Origin of the sequence: Paenibacillus sp. BIHB 4019 (assembly GCF_002741035.1) — a bacterium.
GTDB lineage: Bacteria > Bacillota > Bacilli > Paenibacillales > Paenibacillaceae > Pristimantibacillus.
In genome coordinates this window covers 3,328,627-3,344,595 of sequence record NZ_CP016808.1, presented here as the reverse complement: position 1 = coordinate 3,344,595, position 15,969 = coordinate 3,328,627, and the positions used below count along the sequence as shown (strand labels likewise).

Genomic DNA, 15,969 nt, shown 5'->3' with positions numbered 1-15,969 from the left:
TTAAGCCCCCAAAATTTTGCCCATTTGTGAAAGCGGTTCTGCCAAAGCATCGAGCAGTTGGCTCAGCTTCTTCGTATCTTCTTCTTTCAAATCCAGATACGATTTATAGCCATCGCCATCTTTATAAACAGCAAGCGCATCATCAAGATTTTTGAAGCTTGTGCCAATCAACGTTTCCAGCGCGGCGTCATGCTTGTTCAACTGCGGCTGAAGCAGCTCATAAATTTTCTCTGCCCCTTCTACGTTCGCAACAAAATCATACAAGTCAGTGTGCGAATAACGCTCTTCCTCGCCGGTTACTTTAGAGGAGGATACTTCGTTCAGCAGCTCAACAGCTCCCGTAACGAGCAAGCTTGGCTCGATTTCAACCGTCTCCATCAAAGCGCGAAGCAGCTTGATATCCTCAAGCAGCGTGTCGGCATAACCTTCAGCGCCTTTTGTCGTATTTTCTTCCCATAAAATTTTCTCGATCCGGTGGAAGCCTCTCCATTCCTTCTCATCGACATCATTTTCACGGGCATCAATATGCGGGTCAAAATCGCCCAGAGCTTCAGCAATCGGCTCGATTCTTTCATAATACATTCTCGATGGCGCATACAGCTGTTTCGCCGTCTCAATATCGCCCGCTTTAACGGCATTGACGAATTTTTCAGTTTCAATAACGAGCGAATCCGCTTCTTTAATCGTAAAGGCGCGATATTCATCAAGAACAGGCTGCCATTCCTCTTCTGTGGCAGGCGCTACTGTAGCAGCTGGAGATTCCGACGCTGCCGGCGATTCTGCAGCTGTATTCGTTGCTGCTGCTGCCCCATTGTCTGTTTTTGTATTGTTAGCAGTATTAGAGCCGCAAGCCGAAAGAAATAACAGGCTTGCACAAGATAATGAAATTGCGATTAACTTCCAGTTCATTCGAAATATCCCCTTTTAATGATCCACGTCGTGTGAATTTATTCTATTGCGAAGTATATTCCTATTGAGAATCATTGTCAATTATATTTTTATGGCAATGATGGCACTTAGCTTTTCCGCTTTTCTTAGCAAGCGACCAGCATGCGGGAAATCGTTGACAATTATTCTCAACGAACATAACATAAACTTAAATTAACCTCATGAGGAAGTGTCAGCAGCCCTTGTCTATCACCCAACATATTGCAAAAACCATTTATCGGCCTGGTATCGGCAAGCTTATACGACCGATAAGCAGGCTGCTATTTAATCATATGAATGAAGGCATCGCCATTTATCATACAGATGGACAACTCGTTATGAGCAACCATGTAGCGGAAAAATACGGTTTTCTCGTTACAGCGGCAGCTAAGGACAGCATTTACCCGCTTTATTTTAAAATAAACGGGGCTATACCGCTCCCTTCCGATCAACAGCCCCTGAACCGCTTGCTGCAAGGGGAGCAGGATATTGTCCAAGAGCTGTGGCTGAAGCCAGGCGAAGGAAAAGCCGGAAGCATCGTGCGAATCGTCGGCAAGGCGCTTCGCTCCTTTCGAGGGATGCCGCTCGGCTTTATGCTCGTCGTCCATGATATTACGCTCAGCAAATGGCATGAGAAGCGGCTGGAAGTAAGCGAGCAGCGCTTTAAATCTCTTTTTGAGCATAATCCGGATATGGTTCTGTGGTTTGATTTGAAAGGGACGCTGCTGAGCGTCAATTCGGCGTTTGAGACGGTGACGGGCCACTTCGCATCTGAGCTTATCGGCCATTCGGTTGGCGAATTGATCAACGATGTGGAGGCTTGGCAGCTTCAGCAGCTGCTCGAGAAAGTCCATGAAGGACGGACCATTCATCAGGAAACGTCGATTACTAATAAATCGGGCGAGCTTGTTTATTTGCACGCAACGGTCATTCCCATAATTGTCGAGGAGCAGCTCGCCGGCTTTTACATCGTGGCCCAAAATGTGACCGCGCAAAAACAATCGATGGAGACGATTTCCCGAATCGCTTATTTCGATTCCTTGACGGGCTTGCCGAATCGCCATTCCTTTTTCGAGACGCTGACCGGAACTTTGGCGCAATGCAGCACATGCATCGACAGGCAATTCGCCGTGCTTTTCGTCGATTTGGATCGCTTTAAGCTCATAAATGATACGCTTGGCCACCGCGCTGGCGATTTTTTGCTGGAGCAAACCGCACTGCGCATGGGCAAGTGCGTGGGAGACAGCGGCACGATTGCCCGGCTCAGCGGAGACGAGTTTATTATTTTGCTGAATCATGCAGGGGCGCAAGAGGCCGAGCAGCTGGCAGGAAAAATACTTGACGAAATCGCCGTACCCATTATCTACGACAACAATCGGCTGCTATCCACCGCAAGTATCGGCATCAGCCTCTATCCCGACCATGGCACATCGTCCGAGCAGCTGATTCAGTTTGCTGATATCGCCATGTACCGTGTGAAGGAGCAGGGGAAAAACAACTATCTCTTCTTCACCTCGGAGATGAATGAATCCATCGTTCGCCGCACAACGATGGAGAAGCAGCTCGCGATCGCTTTGGAGCAGGAGCAGCTGACGCTGTTTTATCAGCCGCAGGTTGAAGCGAGCACGGGGAAAATCTCTGGCTTTGAGGCGCTTGTCCGCTGGAACATGCCGGAGCGGGGACTCATTTCCCCGTTGGAGTTTATTCCGCTGGCTGAGGAAACGGGCATGATTATCCAGCTCGGCGAGTGGGTGCTGCGCCGAGCCTGCGAGCAGCATAAGCGCTGGATAGATGAAGGACTTATGCCGGTAACGATTGCGGTTAATATTTCGATGAAGCAATTTGAGGATGACAGCCTGTTCGAGACGATCCGGCATATTTTATTCGAAACGAAGCTGCCTCCTCATTTGCTGGAGCTGGAAATTACCGAGAGCATCGGCCTGCAAGGGGCCGATCAGGTCATCAACAAGCTGAACCGGCTCAAGACGCTCGGCGTGAGCATCGCCATTGATGATTTTGGAACAGGCTACAGCTCGCTGCATTATTTGCAAAAGCTCCCGATTGATACACTGAAAATCGACAAGTCCTTTATCCGCGATATGATCAACGTCACGCCTGATATTTCGATAGTCCATTCCATCATCCGGCTTGCCCACAGCCTCCAGCTTGATGTTTTGGCCGAAGGGGTCGAGGTCGTCTCCCAGCTGGAAATGCTGGCTGAGCTCAAATGCGAGCGGCTGCAGGGCTATTTGTTCTCGCGCCCGATTCCAGCTGAAGAGGCGCGCGTGCTGCTTCAGCGGCAAAAGCTGGATGAACATTATCGCTGACTGGCAGTCGCCATCCTCTGGCGGCAAAGCTGCCGTTTCGCGGGTGGAATATAAGCCGTTTATAAGGGTAAAACTTATACATTCTAATATTCTAAATAGAAAAAGCCATACGGCGGAAGGATTCAAGTCCGCTTGTATGGCTTATTTCAATTGGTTTTCATAAAAAAGCAGCCGATTGCCGAACGGGTCCGTCACGCTGCATTCGAGTGTATGCCATGGCGTCCGTTCCAGTCCAGGCTTGGCGTAACGGTACTCTTTTTCCAGCAGACGGGTATGATAGGCTTCAATTTGGCTCGTTTCAATACGAATAGCTGCGCCGGGGCAGCTGTCGCCATGATGCTCGGATAAATGCAGCACACAGCAGCCATTTGATACTTGCATATACAATGGAAAATTTGCCTCGTAACGATGCTCCCAATCCAGCCGGAAGCCGAGAAAATCCATATAAAACGCTTTAGCATGTGCTTCATCAAAAATTCGCAAAATCGGAACGACTGGTTTCATTAAAAGCCCGTTTTGTCCCATTGGCGCCTCCCTTCGGCATTCTCCGCGCTCTTTTTATCGTTTTTCCACAAAAAAGTTCCAAGTTTCTACATTTTACTTAACTTCCCCTCTATCTTCAACCGCCAAAACAAAGTATAATACTGGAAAACATATTGTTTTATAAGCCTTTAAGCCTATTATATCAAGATAAGAGGACTATGATCCCATGTCATTTATCACCCCTTTTGAATCCAGCCTGCAAGCTGTTTTCAGCAAAGCGCAGCAAATAACGGCAAAATTTCCCGAACCGCTAAATCAAACGGGACAAGCATATATCACGCATATTAATCCTCTGCATCGCAGCGGCCACCAGAACTATATCGGCTATTTGCTGCCCTATTGGATGACGGAAATGGCCTCTGTGACCGAGGAGCAATGCGAGCAGCTTGCGCTTGCCAATGTATTCGGCTTGCTGCATTTTTTCATTGTGGATGAAGTGATGGATACGGGGAGTGTAGAAAGCAGACAGAAGCTGGCATTGAGCCATTTATTTTATACGCAGATGTACGGTGTTCTGCACCGACTTCACACCTCTGACTCTAGGTTTTGGGAGTATTACGACCGCTACATGGCCGATTGGTCGATTGGCGTAGCTCATGAGTCCGCTGAAGATTATTTTAATACCGATCCGCTTCGCACCGCTTTAAAGTCGTCCCTCGTGAAAATAGCCAGCACCGGAGCCCTGCTCCTCTCGGGCCAGCATGCCTTCATACCAGCAGTGGAACGAGCTGTTGATTATGTACTCGTCGCGCTCCAGATGGCCGATGATTGGACGGATTGGGAAGCTGATTTGGCAGATGGAAGCTATAACGGATTACTAGCGTTTTTCATGGATAAATGGCAGGAGCAGTCGCCTATTACGGTCAGTAAAGTGAGGAAAGCAATATATGTACAGGGGCTACTAACGGACTATGCGGAGCTCGCTTGCCAATTTGAGCAAGCCCATCAACAATTAGGCCTTAAGGCTGGTCATTTGCTGGCATTTCATGCGTCCATCACCGCTTCTCTCGCAAAGGATGCCCAAAATATAGAGCTAGCTCGACAAAAACAGATGGAAGGCGGACTTTTCCAAACACTTGCATGACGAAATTCGCCAAAATACGATTATAATCAACAGTATTTTCTGAAAATATATAGTAGTTTTTGTCGAAATTTCATGTTACAATATGTAAATGGAACTTATACATAATACTAGAAAGGTGGAAAAGTATGAGCAGCGAAAACAATTTACGACAGCAAATTATTCAGAAAGCATGGGAAGATGAGGCTTTCAAGAAGCAGCTCCTTGCTGATCCACGTGCCGCTATTAAAGAGGCGTTTCAAGTTGAAATTCCAGAAGACGTTGAAGTAACAGCAGTTGAAGAACAAACAAACAGCTACTATCTCGTAATTCCTGTCAGCCCTGCTGATAGCTCACAACCGGCTGTCGCATCCCCACCTTGGAAGTAAACCTCTACGTACAGTCATAAATCAAGCGCCCTGCCGGGACGGCAAGGCGCTTTTATTGAATTTCTGCTATAGGCAAACTTACGAACGCTTCCGTGCCTACACCTTTTATGCTGTTAAAATAGATCCGGCCGTTCATCACTTCGATAATGCGGAAGGTCACCATCAGCCCTAGCCCCGTACCTTTGGACTTATTGGAGAAATACGGCTCGCCCAATCTTTCCAGCTCGCTCTCTTCCATCCCGACTCCATTATCGCTAATGCGAATAATGACGGTGGAATCTTCCTGATAGGCAATAATGTCAATGCTTCCCTTTGTCGGCAGCGCTTCGATGCTATTTTTCACAATATTAATAATCGCTTGCTTGAATTTAGAGGAATTCCCCCGCACATACAGTTCAAAATTCGACTCTACCCGCAATTCTCCACCTTGGATCGTAGCAAGCGGAGATAAAATCGCTTCAATTTGCCCCAATTCCTCGGCTATATTCAGTATCGTCGTCATTTCAACCTGAGGCTTGGCAAAGGTCAAAAAGTCCGTAATGATGCTGGAGGCCCGATCCAATTCGTCGATAGCAAGCAGCATATAGTTTTTATCCTTCTGATCAGCGGAACGGTGGCCAATCAGCTGGAGAAAGCCGCGTGTCACCTGCAGCGGATTGCGCACTTCATGGGCAACCGATGCAGCGAGCTGGCTAATAATTTCCATTTTTTCTGAACGCTGCAGCTCATTATTGAAGACTTCCAGCTTTCGGGAGTACAGCAGCATTTGCTCATAATTATTAATAATCCGCCGGATCAGCACCACAATTAAAGAAAAGAGGAAAAACAGCGTTCCCCATTTCCAATAAAACATTTCATAATCTTTGTGCGTAAAATAAATACCCAGTTCGGACACTACCGTTAGCGCAAACAGCGCAAAGCCTGCGGAAATAATAATGCTTTCCCGGTTTCGCTTCACACAATAAAAAGCAAGCACCGAGATCAAAATGATATTGCCAATCATGACGGACGAAGCAAAGATGAGCGGAACGATGCTCTCATAATAATGCAAGACCCTTCCGCCTAGCAGGACGCTCAGCAGCAGCCATGCGAAGCTGCCAATAGAGATGACTAGTTGGACACGCAAGCAATATTTTAAGATCCGGCTTGTGCCTTTACTAATGATTTGCTCAAAAAATAAAAAGATCCAGGTCATAATAAACGTCGAGGATATATCAAACAAATAATAATACACCCGGCTGGATTTGCCGAAAAACGCATACAAATACGGGGAAATCGTCAATGTCATTACCCCAATCGACAGCATGAGGAGACATAACGAATTCCAGCCTGGCCAATATATTTTATTCACAAACAGCATGCATATAAGCAATGAAATCGATACAAATACAAGCGTGCCGCCTAAAATAATATCCAAAATATTTTTCTGCAAATATTTAGAATTCATGCTTTGGAAATCGCCAAGCTTCACGCTCCCATCGATTCCGAGCGAGCTTGCATCTGCATTGCCTTTTAAATAGATGTATATCGGCTTATTGTAATAATGAGGAGACAGCTTCAGCAAAATATTGTTCGTCTCATAACCGTAGTTTCGCTCATCCTCATAAATAAGATAACCGTCATTAAAAATACGAATTTGCTGCGCAAAGTTCACGTCCAGCATAATACCTGGGTTTTCCCAATTCAACTCAGGAACCTCAATCTTGATCCAAGCGGAGTTAAAGCCTTCCGGCTTAGCGGTTAGCCGATCATTGCCTGCTGCCAAGATCCATCTATCACTGTGCTCCTGATCCATCACATCTGCGAGCACCGGCTCCTGACTTGCCTCATCTAGCCATTGAATATACCATTGATCAATATATGTTATTGGTGGAGGAGGAGAGCTCGCAAAAGCTCGAGGAACCATTAAACAGATGGATAAAACGAAGAATAATACGATGAACCTTGCGTATCCCAATACTTCTCTCATTCCTGCACCTCAAAGCTTCGAAAATTCATCACTAGCCCATTTCTCCTAAAGTATTCGACAATCTTTGATAGCATCCCTGCCTTTTTTACTTATTGGCAAAAAAATTATATAACACAAAAAAAGAGCAGACAAGCCGCTCTTTTCATTATAAAGCCTATTTTGCGGCCTCTCCGCCTAATGCTGCTTTGCGATAGATCCGCTCATTCGGATTAAATTCGGCATATTGCAAATGCTTATCCAGTTGGACAATGGACTCCTTATTTCCCAATCCAAGAAATCCCTCTGCCGCCAAGCTGCTATAAAATAGCTTATGGACTTGCTGCTGCAAGGTGGTGTCGAAATAAATCATCACATTGCGGCAAATGATTAGATGAAACTCATTGAACGAGCCATCCGTCACCAAGTTATGCTGGGCGAACATAATATTATCCCGCAGCTCCGGCAAAAAATAAGCATATTGATGATCCGTTTGGTAATATTCGGAAAAGGCGATCATTCCGCCCGCTTCCATATAATTTTTCGTATAAATTTGCATTTGCTTTAGCGGGTATGCACCGCGCTGGCACTTCTCAATCGCGCTCTCGCTCATATCGGTCGCATAAATTTTGCTGCGCTGCGTGAGGCCTTCCTCCTTGAGCAAAATCGCCATAGAATAAACCTCTTCGCCTGTCGCACAGCCAGCATGCCATATTCTTATTTCCGGAAGCCCCCGCAAATAAGGAATCACCTCTTGGCGCAGAGCGCGGAAAAACCCAGGGTCCCGAAACATTTCGGTTACTCTAATGGAGAAATCATGCAGCACCTTGTCCAGCATTTCTTTATCCCGAAGCACCTGATCAAGCAATCTCGTAATCGTAGGAATGCCTTCTATTCGCAACCGATTTTGAATCCGCCGCAAGAGAGACGAACGAATGTAATGCCGAAAGTCAAATCCATAATAACGGTAGATGCCTTCTAAAAATAATTCCAGCTCTACGTTCTCCACTTCTTGATTCATCGGCCCTCCTGCTTCGTCATCCATACGCGCAGCAGCGAGTAAAGCTGCTCCATTTGGAGCGGCTTGCTAATATAATCCGAGGCGCCCGCCTGCATGCAGCGCTCCCGATCATTTCTCATCGCTTTCGCTGTGAGCGCAATAATCGGCAGCTCTTTCAGCATCGGATTGCTGCGGATGCTGCGTATAGCTTCCAATCCATCCATAACCGGCATCATAATATCCATAAGAATAATATCAAAATCAGGTTGTTTATTCAAAAGCTCCAAGCCGAGCTTGCCGTTGCTGGCCGACTCCACGATAACCCCTTTGCTGGTAAGCGCCGTCTTAAGAGCAAACACATTGCGGTCGTCGTCATCGACGAGCAGCACCCGTTTCCCCTCAAATAGCCGCGTATCCTCCATATGAGCTTTTAGCTGCGCCGCTTCTTCCTCGCTAAGTCCTTCATCATGCAGTTGATTAGAGTCGCTTCCAGCATCATCAGATGCAAGCCATATTACGGTATTGGCACCAGCTGCCGACTGGTCACGGCTATTCAGCATTTCCTGGCTGAACGCTGCAAACTCTTCATTCAAGCTTGGCAAATACAATGTAAACGTGCTTCCCTCGCCCTCCACGCTCTCAAGCTGCAGCCTGCCTCCAAGCAGGCGGGTAAATTCACGGCAGATGGATAAGCCTAGGCCCGTACCGCCATATTGGCGATTCGTCGTCCCATCGGCTTGCTGGAACGCTTCGAAAATAATCGCTTGCTTGTCTGGCGAAATGCCAATGCCGCTGTCGCTTACCGAAATGGCAATCATCGTATCGGATGGCGCCTCGCCATTATACAGCTCCAGCATTCGTGCTTGTTCCACAGAAGAAATACGGAGGCGCACGGAACCGCTATCTGTAAACTTAAAGGCATTAGACAGCAGATTTTTCAAAATATGCTGCAAGCGGTGACCGTCCGTCGAGATAATAGGCGGTGCTTGCTCATCGAAGACAGTAACGAAGGGAAGCTGTTTTTTCTCCGCTACGGGATCGAATAGCTGGCGCATCAGCATTGGAATTTCTGTCATATTGACATCATCGATCGTCACTTCCAGCTTGCCGGCTTCGATTTTCGATAAGTCCAAAATATCGTCGATCAGGCTAAGCAAATCTTTGCCCGCCGAATGGATGACGTGGGAATAATGCTGCTCTTCCTCCGTCATCGTCTTATTTTCATTCTCATAAAGCATCTGCGACAAAATCAAAATGCTGTTTAGCGGCGTACGCAGCTCATGCGACATATTGGCCAGAAAATCCGTCTTATATTGCGAGCTCTGCACAAGCTTCTCCGAATAATCCTCAAGCTCGTGCTTCGTCTGCTCCAGCTGGGTATTGCGCTGCTCAGCCAAGTCCCGCTGCTCCTGCAAATAGTCGTTCGTCAGGCGGAGCTGCTCCTGCTGCATTTGCATTTCCTCAGACTGTGCCTGCAATTCCTCGGACTGCGCCTGCAGCTCCTCGGTCAGCATTTGCGATTCATTGAGCAGACGCTCGATTTCCATACGGCCTACGACGCTGTTTATAGCTACGCCAAGGCTTTCCTGCAGCGCTTTAATAAGCGTAAGATGCTTGTCGTCGAACGTTCCTAAGGAGGCAAACTCCACAACCGCCAGCACTTTGCCCTCGAAGAAAATCGGAGCTACCAGCAAGCTTCGTGGAGAAGCCTCCCCTAAGGAAGAACGGACTTTCACATATCCCATTGGCAAATCAGTCAGATGATACAGCCGTTTGTCAACGACACATTGGCCAGCAATTCCTTCTCCAGGCTTGAAGCTTACAGCTGCTTCGATCGCATGCTCATGCCCTGCAAAGGAGGCCGTCTTCACATAGGTAGTTACGCCATTTTGGACATGGCGCAAATAAATGGCGCTATAAGTAGCATCCAGCATCGGCGTTACTTGATAGACAAAGGCTTCGGACAGATCAGTAATATGCTTAAAGCCCTGATACATATCCGCTACCTCCACGGTACGCTTCTGTACCCAGCTTTCTTCATTGACGTTGTCGAGCAATTCATTGGTCGCCTCGGCTAGCTCGCGAATTTCATCCTTCGTATTCACCCGAATACGCTCATTAATATCGCCTTCTGAAGCAATGATGCTGCGAATCGTATGTTTGACATCCCTAATCGTACGAACGATGGCGCCTGAGACGAATACAGCAGCAGCAATCGCGCTAATCGTCACTAACGCAAATGCAATAAATAATATATATTGCAAATTGAGATTATTTTGTGAGAGCGCCTCCACCCTTTGCTTCGTAAGCGCCTTCTCCGAAGTACGAAGCTGATCCAGCTGGGTACGCACCTTTTCCACAATCTCCTTGCCGAGATCGCTAGCGTAATAAGTACGAATCGCATCCATCTTGTTTTCTTTACGCAGTTGGACAACGGGCTGTCCGGCAAACTTGCCCCATTGCTCAATATTCGCTTTAATTTCCTCTAAATTTGCCTGTTGGGCAGGATTATCATTCAATAGCTCATGGAGCGCATTGTAATTGCTCCCCCATATTAAATTGGCATCGTTATAGGGAACCAAATACTTCTCGTCACCACTGATGACGTAGCCGCGCTGCCCATTTTGCATATCCAGCATATTGATTTCAAGCTGATCGACCATTTCATGAACGGCAATGTCGTGATCTGCAATGAAATTGATTTCGCTCTGCAAAGCGTTTATCCGGGTAACAATAATGACAATTGCAACAGCTAAACATAATAAAATGCTAAGGTAGCCTAATAAAATTTTCGCTCTTATCGTAAAGCGTATCGAACGCCAAATATGTCATTCCTCCATTCCCACCATACCTATAACTCTATCATCATTGTTAAGAGTATGGCAAGGAAACGAGGCACTTGGAGGAACCTACAGCCATGCCCGCAGCTTCTCAATCGCGCGCTTCTGGATACGGGAAACGCTCATTTGCGAAACGCCAAGCTTATCGGCTATCATTCGCTGCGACTGGCCTTCCTGATAGATTAAATGGATGACGGTCTGTTCTTCTTCCTTAAGGCTTTTCATTGCTTCACCTATATCCAGCTTCATATCAAGCGCTTTAAATTCATCGGACGGATTCGCAATGAGATCGCCAATAGAAGCGCCATCCCCTTCGCTCGTCAACGGCGTATCAAGCGATGTGTAATGATAATAATCACGCCCTGCCAAAATTTCAATCGTCTCTTCCTGCGTAAGCTCCAAATGGGCGGCGATTTCCTCCACTTTCGGCGAGCGTTCCAGCTTTACCGTCAGCTCATCAATCGCATGCTGAAGCATGCTGCCCTTTTCCTTTACACGTCTAGGCACTTGAATATACCAAGAGCGGTCACGCAAATAATTTTTCAAGTTGCCAATAACGCTTTTCATCGCATAACCTTCAAACGGAATACCGATTGAAGGGTCATATTGTTTAAAGAGCCGCAGCAGCGACATTTGGCCTACCTGATATAAATCCTCATATAAATCCGGGCGGCTGCGAGACATTTTGCCAGCAGCCATCCGAACGATATCCTCATAATGCACCAGCAGCGCCGTAGCCGCTTCATTACAACCTTCATCACGGTAAGTTTGCATGAATGCGGCTATTTCGCTTGGAGCTTTGGAGGAGGGTTTTGTACTCATGCCATCTCCTCTTTTCTGCCAAGCAGTTTGGTAAGAATGACCTCCGTACCGCTAGTCGTATTCACTTCCACATGATCCATGAGCGCTTGCATCATATATAGGCCAAGTCCTCCAATTGGAGCCTCGCTAAGCCTCGTCGCATGAAGCGCTCCCGCTGTGCGATTGACAGCCTGTTCATAATTAAAGCTGGTTCCATTGTCACGAACGCAAATTTTCAAGCCGTCAAGCTGCTGTTCAAAACTTACATGAAGCTCGCCCGAGCCGCGATGCTCATAGCCATGTATAATCGCGTTATTGCACGCCTCGCCCACAGCTACCTTCATATCTTCAATTTGCTCATATTCAAAACCTAATTTAACGGCAAGACCATATAAGGTCAATCTTACGATATCAAGATAATCTGCCTCCGCTGGAATTGTCAACTGCACCGATGTTTTCATATCAGCCATTCTTTCCTTTCTACAGTAAAATGTTAAGTTCTGTACGTCATGCTGAAAAAGATCTGTTTACTGTCTGCTTGAAGCTGTATTAGGCATAGCAGTTGGCCTGGATACGTTGTCTGCTGCTGCCGTATTGGCTTTACGCTCTACAAGCATCTGCAGCACCTTCGCCGCAAGCGTTGCACCTTGGGCAATTAATTCCGTCTTCGTGCTATTCACTGCCACTTTCGGCCTTGCTGCTTCCGCTTTGGCTTGTACGACGGCTCTTTCTTTCCGCATCTTCTGCCCTGTTTTCACAGAGGAAATGAGTGCGACAGCCGATTCCTTAACCGCCGAGGTCGCTTCCTGAACGACATGGCCTACATCATCCAGCGAGCCAAACAGCGAATCAAGCGATTTGAGCTTCATATTTACATCATCTGCAACAGAGTTTGTCGTTTGAACGACCCCTTTCACCTCTGTACCGATTGCCGATATCTCATGCTTCACTTCGACTAAAGTTACCCTCATCTCATCAAGAGAATACTTAAGCGATCTAAGCGCCTCTATCACATAATAAACGAGTATTGCAAAAGCAATTGCCGCTATCAAAACCCCTATTTCCCATAGCATAAGCATAACCTCCCTTACTTTCCTTGTGCTTCTTGTTACGTTTAAGTTACCCTGCTCCACAAGGAATGAAACAACTGCCGGCTAGCGATAGAAAAAAGAAAACCACGACTTGCCGGGGCGTCCCATGCCTTAGTCGTGGTTATGTGTTATTGCAGCGGCAGAAGGCGCTTGGTCATGACAACCTGCGTACATTCGGCGGAATGTATATTAACCTCATCCATTAGCGCTTGCATTAAATACAAGCCCAGTCCGCCAACTTCCAAACCGCTCGTATCTTCACCTTCGAGCGGCCCTGCCTTTTCCATATAGGCGCCAGCTTCAAATCCTGCTCCGCTATTCGTAATTTTAATCGTCAAGCTATCTGGCAGCACTTCAAATTCTACTATAATTTGGAGCTCGTCCTCAGCGGCCTCAACAGCCTCGGCCGCCTCCCGCTCGCCCGCTTGATGTGGCGTATAGTGTAAAACAGCGTTATTGCAAGCTTCTCCCACAGCAACCTTCATATCTTCGATATCCTCGTACGAAAAACCCATTTTAGAAGCAATACCGTACAGGCCAAGCCTCACGATATCCAAATATTGTGCGTCCGCCGGTATTTGCATCACAATACGCTTCATGCTTAGCTTACGGTCCCTTCGTTGATATAACCTGAAATGCCTGTAATATCAAATAGCCGCTTAATGCTTCTTGGAATATTTTTAACGATAAATTCGGCTTTCTTCTCATCACGCGCTTTAATGACCGACACCACGATGCCGATACCTGTACTATCGATATAAGCAAGGCGCTCCGTATCAAGAACCAGCGTTTTCTCCGTACGATTGACAACCGTTTCAAGCAGGGAGCGCAGCTCAGGCGCTGCGGCCAAATCAAGCTCACCGCCTACTTGTACAATTATCGCGCTATCCGTTTCATGAATAACGGCCTGAAATTTGTTTAACGTCATTGAACACACTCCCAAGGCAAATTTTAAATAGATCATATCAATATCACCTTCACTGCACAAGCGGAGAACTGAGGGCCTGAAAGATCAGCTGCCTGCTTGCCGCTTGCGGGATGAAAGCGACTATTACGTTTATCATGCCTACGTTTACAATGAAGGGATATGCAGCCAATCATGCTGTTCATAACAAAACCAGCATCTGCTGAAATAGTCAGATATCCTTTTATTAAACCGTTTGGGATTGATTGAAACAGCTGGCGAGCAACGATTTCAAAATTATTTTTCCGTAAAAGCTTGCTGCCAGCTTTGGGCCTATCATTTTTTTTATTTGCATCTCGCTCGTGCTATCTATTACGCCTTTAATTTTGTCTCGACCGTCACGAGGCATATATCGTCCTGCTGGCTTACCTGTCCTAAACCCTCGAACAAATTCAGCACATGATCCTCAAGCTGTTCCCCGTCTTCACCCAGCCTTGCTTGCAGCTGCTGAACGTCATCCTCTTGTCCTTTGGCAAGCTGATCCAGCAGACCATCGGTATAAAGCACGATTTTCACTTGGTTGCGATAAGAAATGCTGCCTTTTTTCACTTCAATGTTATCAAAAAATCCTAAGGCGCAGCAGCCTTCCGTCAGCAGCTGCGGTTTTTGGTCCACAAAGGCGATGCCAGCGGGATGCCCCGCATTGACGTACTCAATCGTTTGCTCCTTCGTATCCAGCACATAATAGATAGCTGTAAAATAATAGTTCATCAGTTGATTCGAGCCTTGCAGCTGCATCATTCTCCGGTTCAGCTCAAGCACGACGAGCTCGGGATCGGAAATGCTTTTGATCGTATCCTGCAGCGCCGAATAAATATACATGCACACTAGCGAGGAAGAAATGCCATGGCCCATCATATCAAGCAAAATCACGCCATATTTTCCGCCGCCTAAGCAATACCAGGCATAAAAGTCGCCTGCCAGCTCGGAGGACGGCCGATAAATCGCATCGATTTTTACCCGTTCATTGTCTATCGGATCGCTTAATATGCTGCGCTGCACCTGCTTCGCCAAATTCAGCTCGAAGGAAATCCGCTGATCGCGCTCCTTATGCCAATCCTTTTCATATTTAAGACGAAGCGCCGAGCGAATGCGAGCCAGAAGCTCGACCTTATTAATCGGCTTCATCACATAATCGATCGCTCCCGCGTCCAGCGCTTCCGCCAGCTTGTTGGAATCCCCGAGCGCCGTAACAAAAATAACCGGAATATCGCGGTAACGCTCGCTTTCCTGAATGCGCCTGCACGCTTCAATGCCATCGATGCCCGGCATCATTAAATCCATTAGAATGAGAGAAACCGGCTGTTCCGTCGCATTCGGCTCATCCAGCTCCAAAATATCAAACAGCTCCATCGCTGAGGAGGCTGTTGCTAATTTCGTGTATCCGGCTTTTTGCAGTATTTTCTCTATTATGAGCAAATTCGTAGCGTTGTCGTCCACAATTGCAATTCGCATATGTTCGCGCTCCTTTCGTTGCTACAACTTAATCAACCTTTTTTTTCAAAGTGAAACGCTCTAGTAGTTATATCATAAACGATAATGCCATTCCATTCCTATATAAAATGATCCCTCCGCCTAGTTTGGTTGCCACTTCACATCTTAAAGCTTGTTTCAAAAACAGCCAGGCAGGTTACTTAGTGACATGAGAGACGATAACCAGATAAGAGGAGAGGATTAATATGTCAAACCCTGTAAATGAAGCAAAATCAAACGGACTGCTCGCGGGAATTCTTATTGGAGGTGCGCTCGGCGCTTTGTCGGCCCTGCTGCTTGCTCCGAAATCAGGCTCCGAGCTGCGAAAATCTCTTTCCAATACCTGCTCCGATTTAACCCAAAAAACAGGTCGCCTGGCTTCCAACATTAGCGAGAAAACTAGCGATCTCGTTTCTACGATAGGCAACAAAACGCAAAGCATCGCCACTACGGTTCGCGATGAGGCCTGCGACGTAGCCGACCATGCAAAGCAAAGCGCCGAGCATATCATTGGTTCAGTATCAGAGAAGGCTGAAGAGGCGAAGGAAGGCATTAAGGCGCAGCTTGACGCGCCGAAAGTTTAATCGCACCGCTGCTTAACCTTAACGC

15 protein-coding genes are annotated in these 15,969 nt (G+C 47.0%); 4 read left to right on the top strand and 11 right to left on the bottom strand.

Annotated features, from left to right (window positions below):
• Complete coding sequence (gene efeO / locus BBD42_RS14265) at window positions 1-909, bottom strand: iron uptake system protein EfeO (RefSeq protein ID WP_099518681.1); 909 nt, start codon at window positions 907-909, stop codon at window positions 1-3.
• Between the two features lie 221 nt (window positions 910-1,130).
• Here efeO and BBD42_RS14260 point away from each other — a divergent pair, with 221 nt between their 5' ends.
• A complete protein-coding gene (locus BBD42_RS14260; protein WP_172455500.1) occupies window positions 1,131-3,254 on the top strand; it encodes a sensor domain-containing protein in 2,124 nt (707 codons plus the stop codon).
• 141 nt (window positions 3,255-3,395) lie between these two features.
• On the opposite strand, the gene BBD42_RS14255 is transcribed toward BBD42_RS14260, so the two are convergent.
• Window positions 3,396-3,779: a glyoxalase superfamily protein gene (locus BBD42_RS14255; protein ID WP_099518679.1), complete on the bottom strand. Its 384-nt coding sequence runs from the start codon at window positions 3,777-3,779 to the stop codon at window positions 3,396-3,398.
• Between the two features lie 184 nt (window positions 3,780-3,963).
• Between BBD42_RS14255 and BBD42_RS14250 the strand changes: the two genes are divergently transcribed.
• Together BBD42_RS14250 and BBD42_RS14245 are read left to right on the top strand one after the other, a co-directional pair.
• Window positions 3,964-4,881: a hypothetical protein gene (locus BBD42_RS14250; RefSeq protein WP_099518678.1), complete on the top strand. Its 918-nt coding sequence runs from the start codon at window positions 3,964-3,966 to the stop codon at window positions 4,879-4,881.
• 125 nt (window positions 4,882-5,006) lie between these two features.
• A complete protein-coding gene (locus tag BBD42_RS14245; RefSeq protein ID WP_099518677.1) occupies window positions 5,007-5,246 on the top strand; it encodes an NHLP leader peptide family RiPP precursor in 240 nt (79 codons plus the stop codon).
• Window positions 5,247-5,298: 52 nt separating this feature from the next.
• Here BBD42_RS14245 and BBD42_RS14240 read toward each other — a convergent pair whose 3' ends face one another.
• The 9 genes from BBD42_RS14240 to BBD42_RS14200 all read right to left on the bottom strand — a co-directional run bounded on the left by BBD42_RS14240 (window position 5,299) and on the right by BBD42_RS14200 (window position 15,342).
• Window positions 5,299-7,056 carry a sensor histidine kinase gene (locus BBD42_RS14240; protein ID WP_172455499.1) on the bottom strand — a complete coding sequence of 586 codons (1,758 nt, stop codon included), beginning with the start codon at window positions 7,054-7,056 and terminating at the stop codon, window positions 5,299-5,301.
• A 313-nt stretch (window positions 7,057-7,369) separates the two neighbouring features.
• Window positions 7,370-8,212 carry a CheR family methyltransferase gene (locus BBD42_RS14235; protein WP_150131550.1) on the bottom strand — a complete coding sequence of 281 codons (843 nt, stop codon included), beginning with the start codon at window positions 8,210-8,212 and terminating at the stop codon, window positions 7,370-7,372.
• The gene (locus tag BBD42_RS14230; RefSeq protein ID WP_099518675.1) at window positions 8,209-10,905 is read right to left on the bottom strand and encodes a CHASE3 domain-containing protein; all 2,697 of its coding nucleotides are present in this window, start codon (window positions 10,903-10,905) and stop codon (window positions 8,209-8,211) included. Before BBD42_RS14230 ends, BBD42_RS14235 begins: the two co-directional genes overlap by 4 nt.
• 195 nt (window positions 10,906-11,100) lie before the next feature.
• A complete protein-coding gene (locus BBD42_RS14225; protein ID WP_237163518.1) occupies window positions 11,101-11,805 on the bottom strand; it encodes a sigma-70 family RNA polymerase sigma factor in 705 nt (234 codons plus the stop codon).
• Window positions 11,806-11,849: 44 nt separating this feature from the next.
• A complete protein-coding gene (gene rsbW / locus BBD42_RS14220) occupies window positions 11,850-12,302 on the bottom strand; it encodes an anti-sigma B factor RsbW (RefSeq protein WP_056037167.1) in 453 nt (150 codons plus the stop codon).
• Between the two features lie 57 nt (window positions 12,303-12,359).
• Window positions 12,360-12,905 carry a DUF948 domain-containing protein gene (locus BBD42_RS14215; protein WP_172455498.1) on the bottom strand — a complete coding sequence of 182 codons (546 nt, stop codon included), beginning with the start codon at window positions 12,903-12,905 and terminating at the stop codon, window positions 12,360-12,362.
• A 146-nt stretch (window positions 12,906-13,051) separates the two neighbouring features.
• Window positions 13,052-13,522, bottom strand: a complete 471-nt coding sequence (locus BBD42_RS14210; protein ID WP_099518672.1) for an ATP-binding protein — start codon at window positions 13,520-13,522, stop codon at window positions 13,052-13,054.
• Between the two features lie 2 nt (window positions 13,523-13,524).
• Window positions 13,525-13,851, bottom strand: coding sequence for an STAS domain-containing protein (locus BBD42_RS14205; protein WP_056037176.1), 327 nt, complete (start codon window positions 13,849-13,851; stop codon window positions 13,525-13,527).
• Between the two features lie 348 nt (window positions 13,852-14,199).
• On the bottom strand, window positions 14,200-15,342 hold the full coding sequence (locus BBD42_RS14200; RefSeq protein ID WP_099518671.1) for a PP2C family protein-serine/threonine phosphatase: 1,143 nt from the start codon (window positions 15,340-15,342) through the stop codon (window positions 14,200-14,202).
• Between the two features lie 224 nt (window positions 15,343-15,566).
• Between BBD42_RS14200 and BBD42_RS14195 the strand changes: the two genes are divergently transcribed.
• A complete protein-coding gene (locus BBD42_RS14195; RefSeq protein WP_150131549.1) occupies window positions 15,567-15,944 on the top strand; it encodes a YtxH domain-containing protein in 378 nt (125 codons plus the stop codon).
• Window positions 15,945-15,969: the final 25 nt, after the last annotated feature.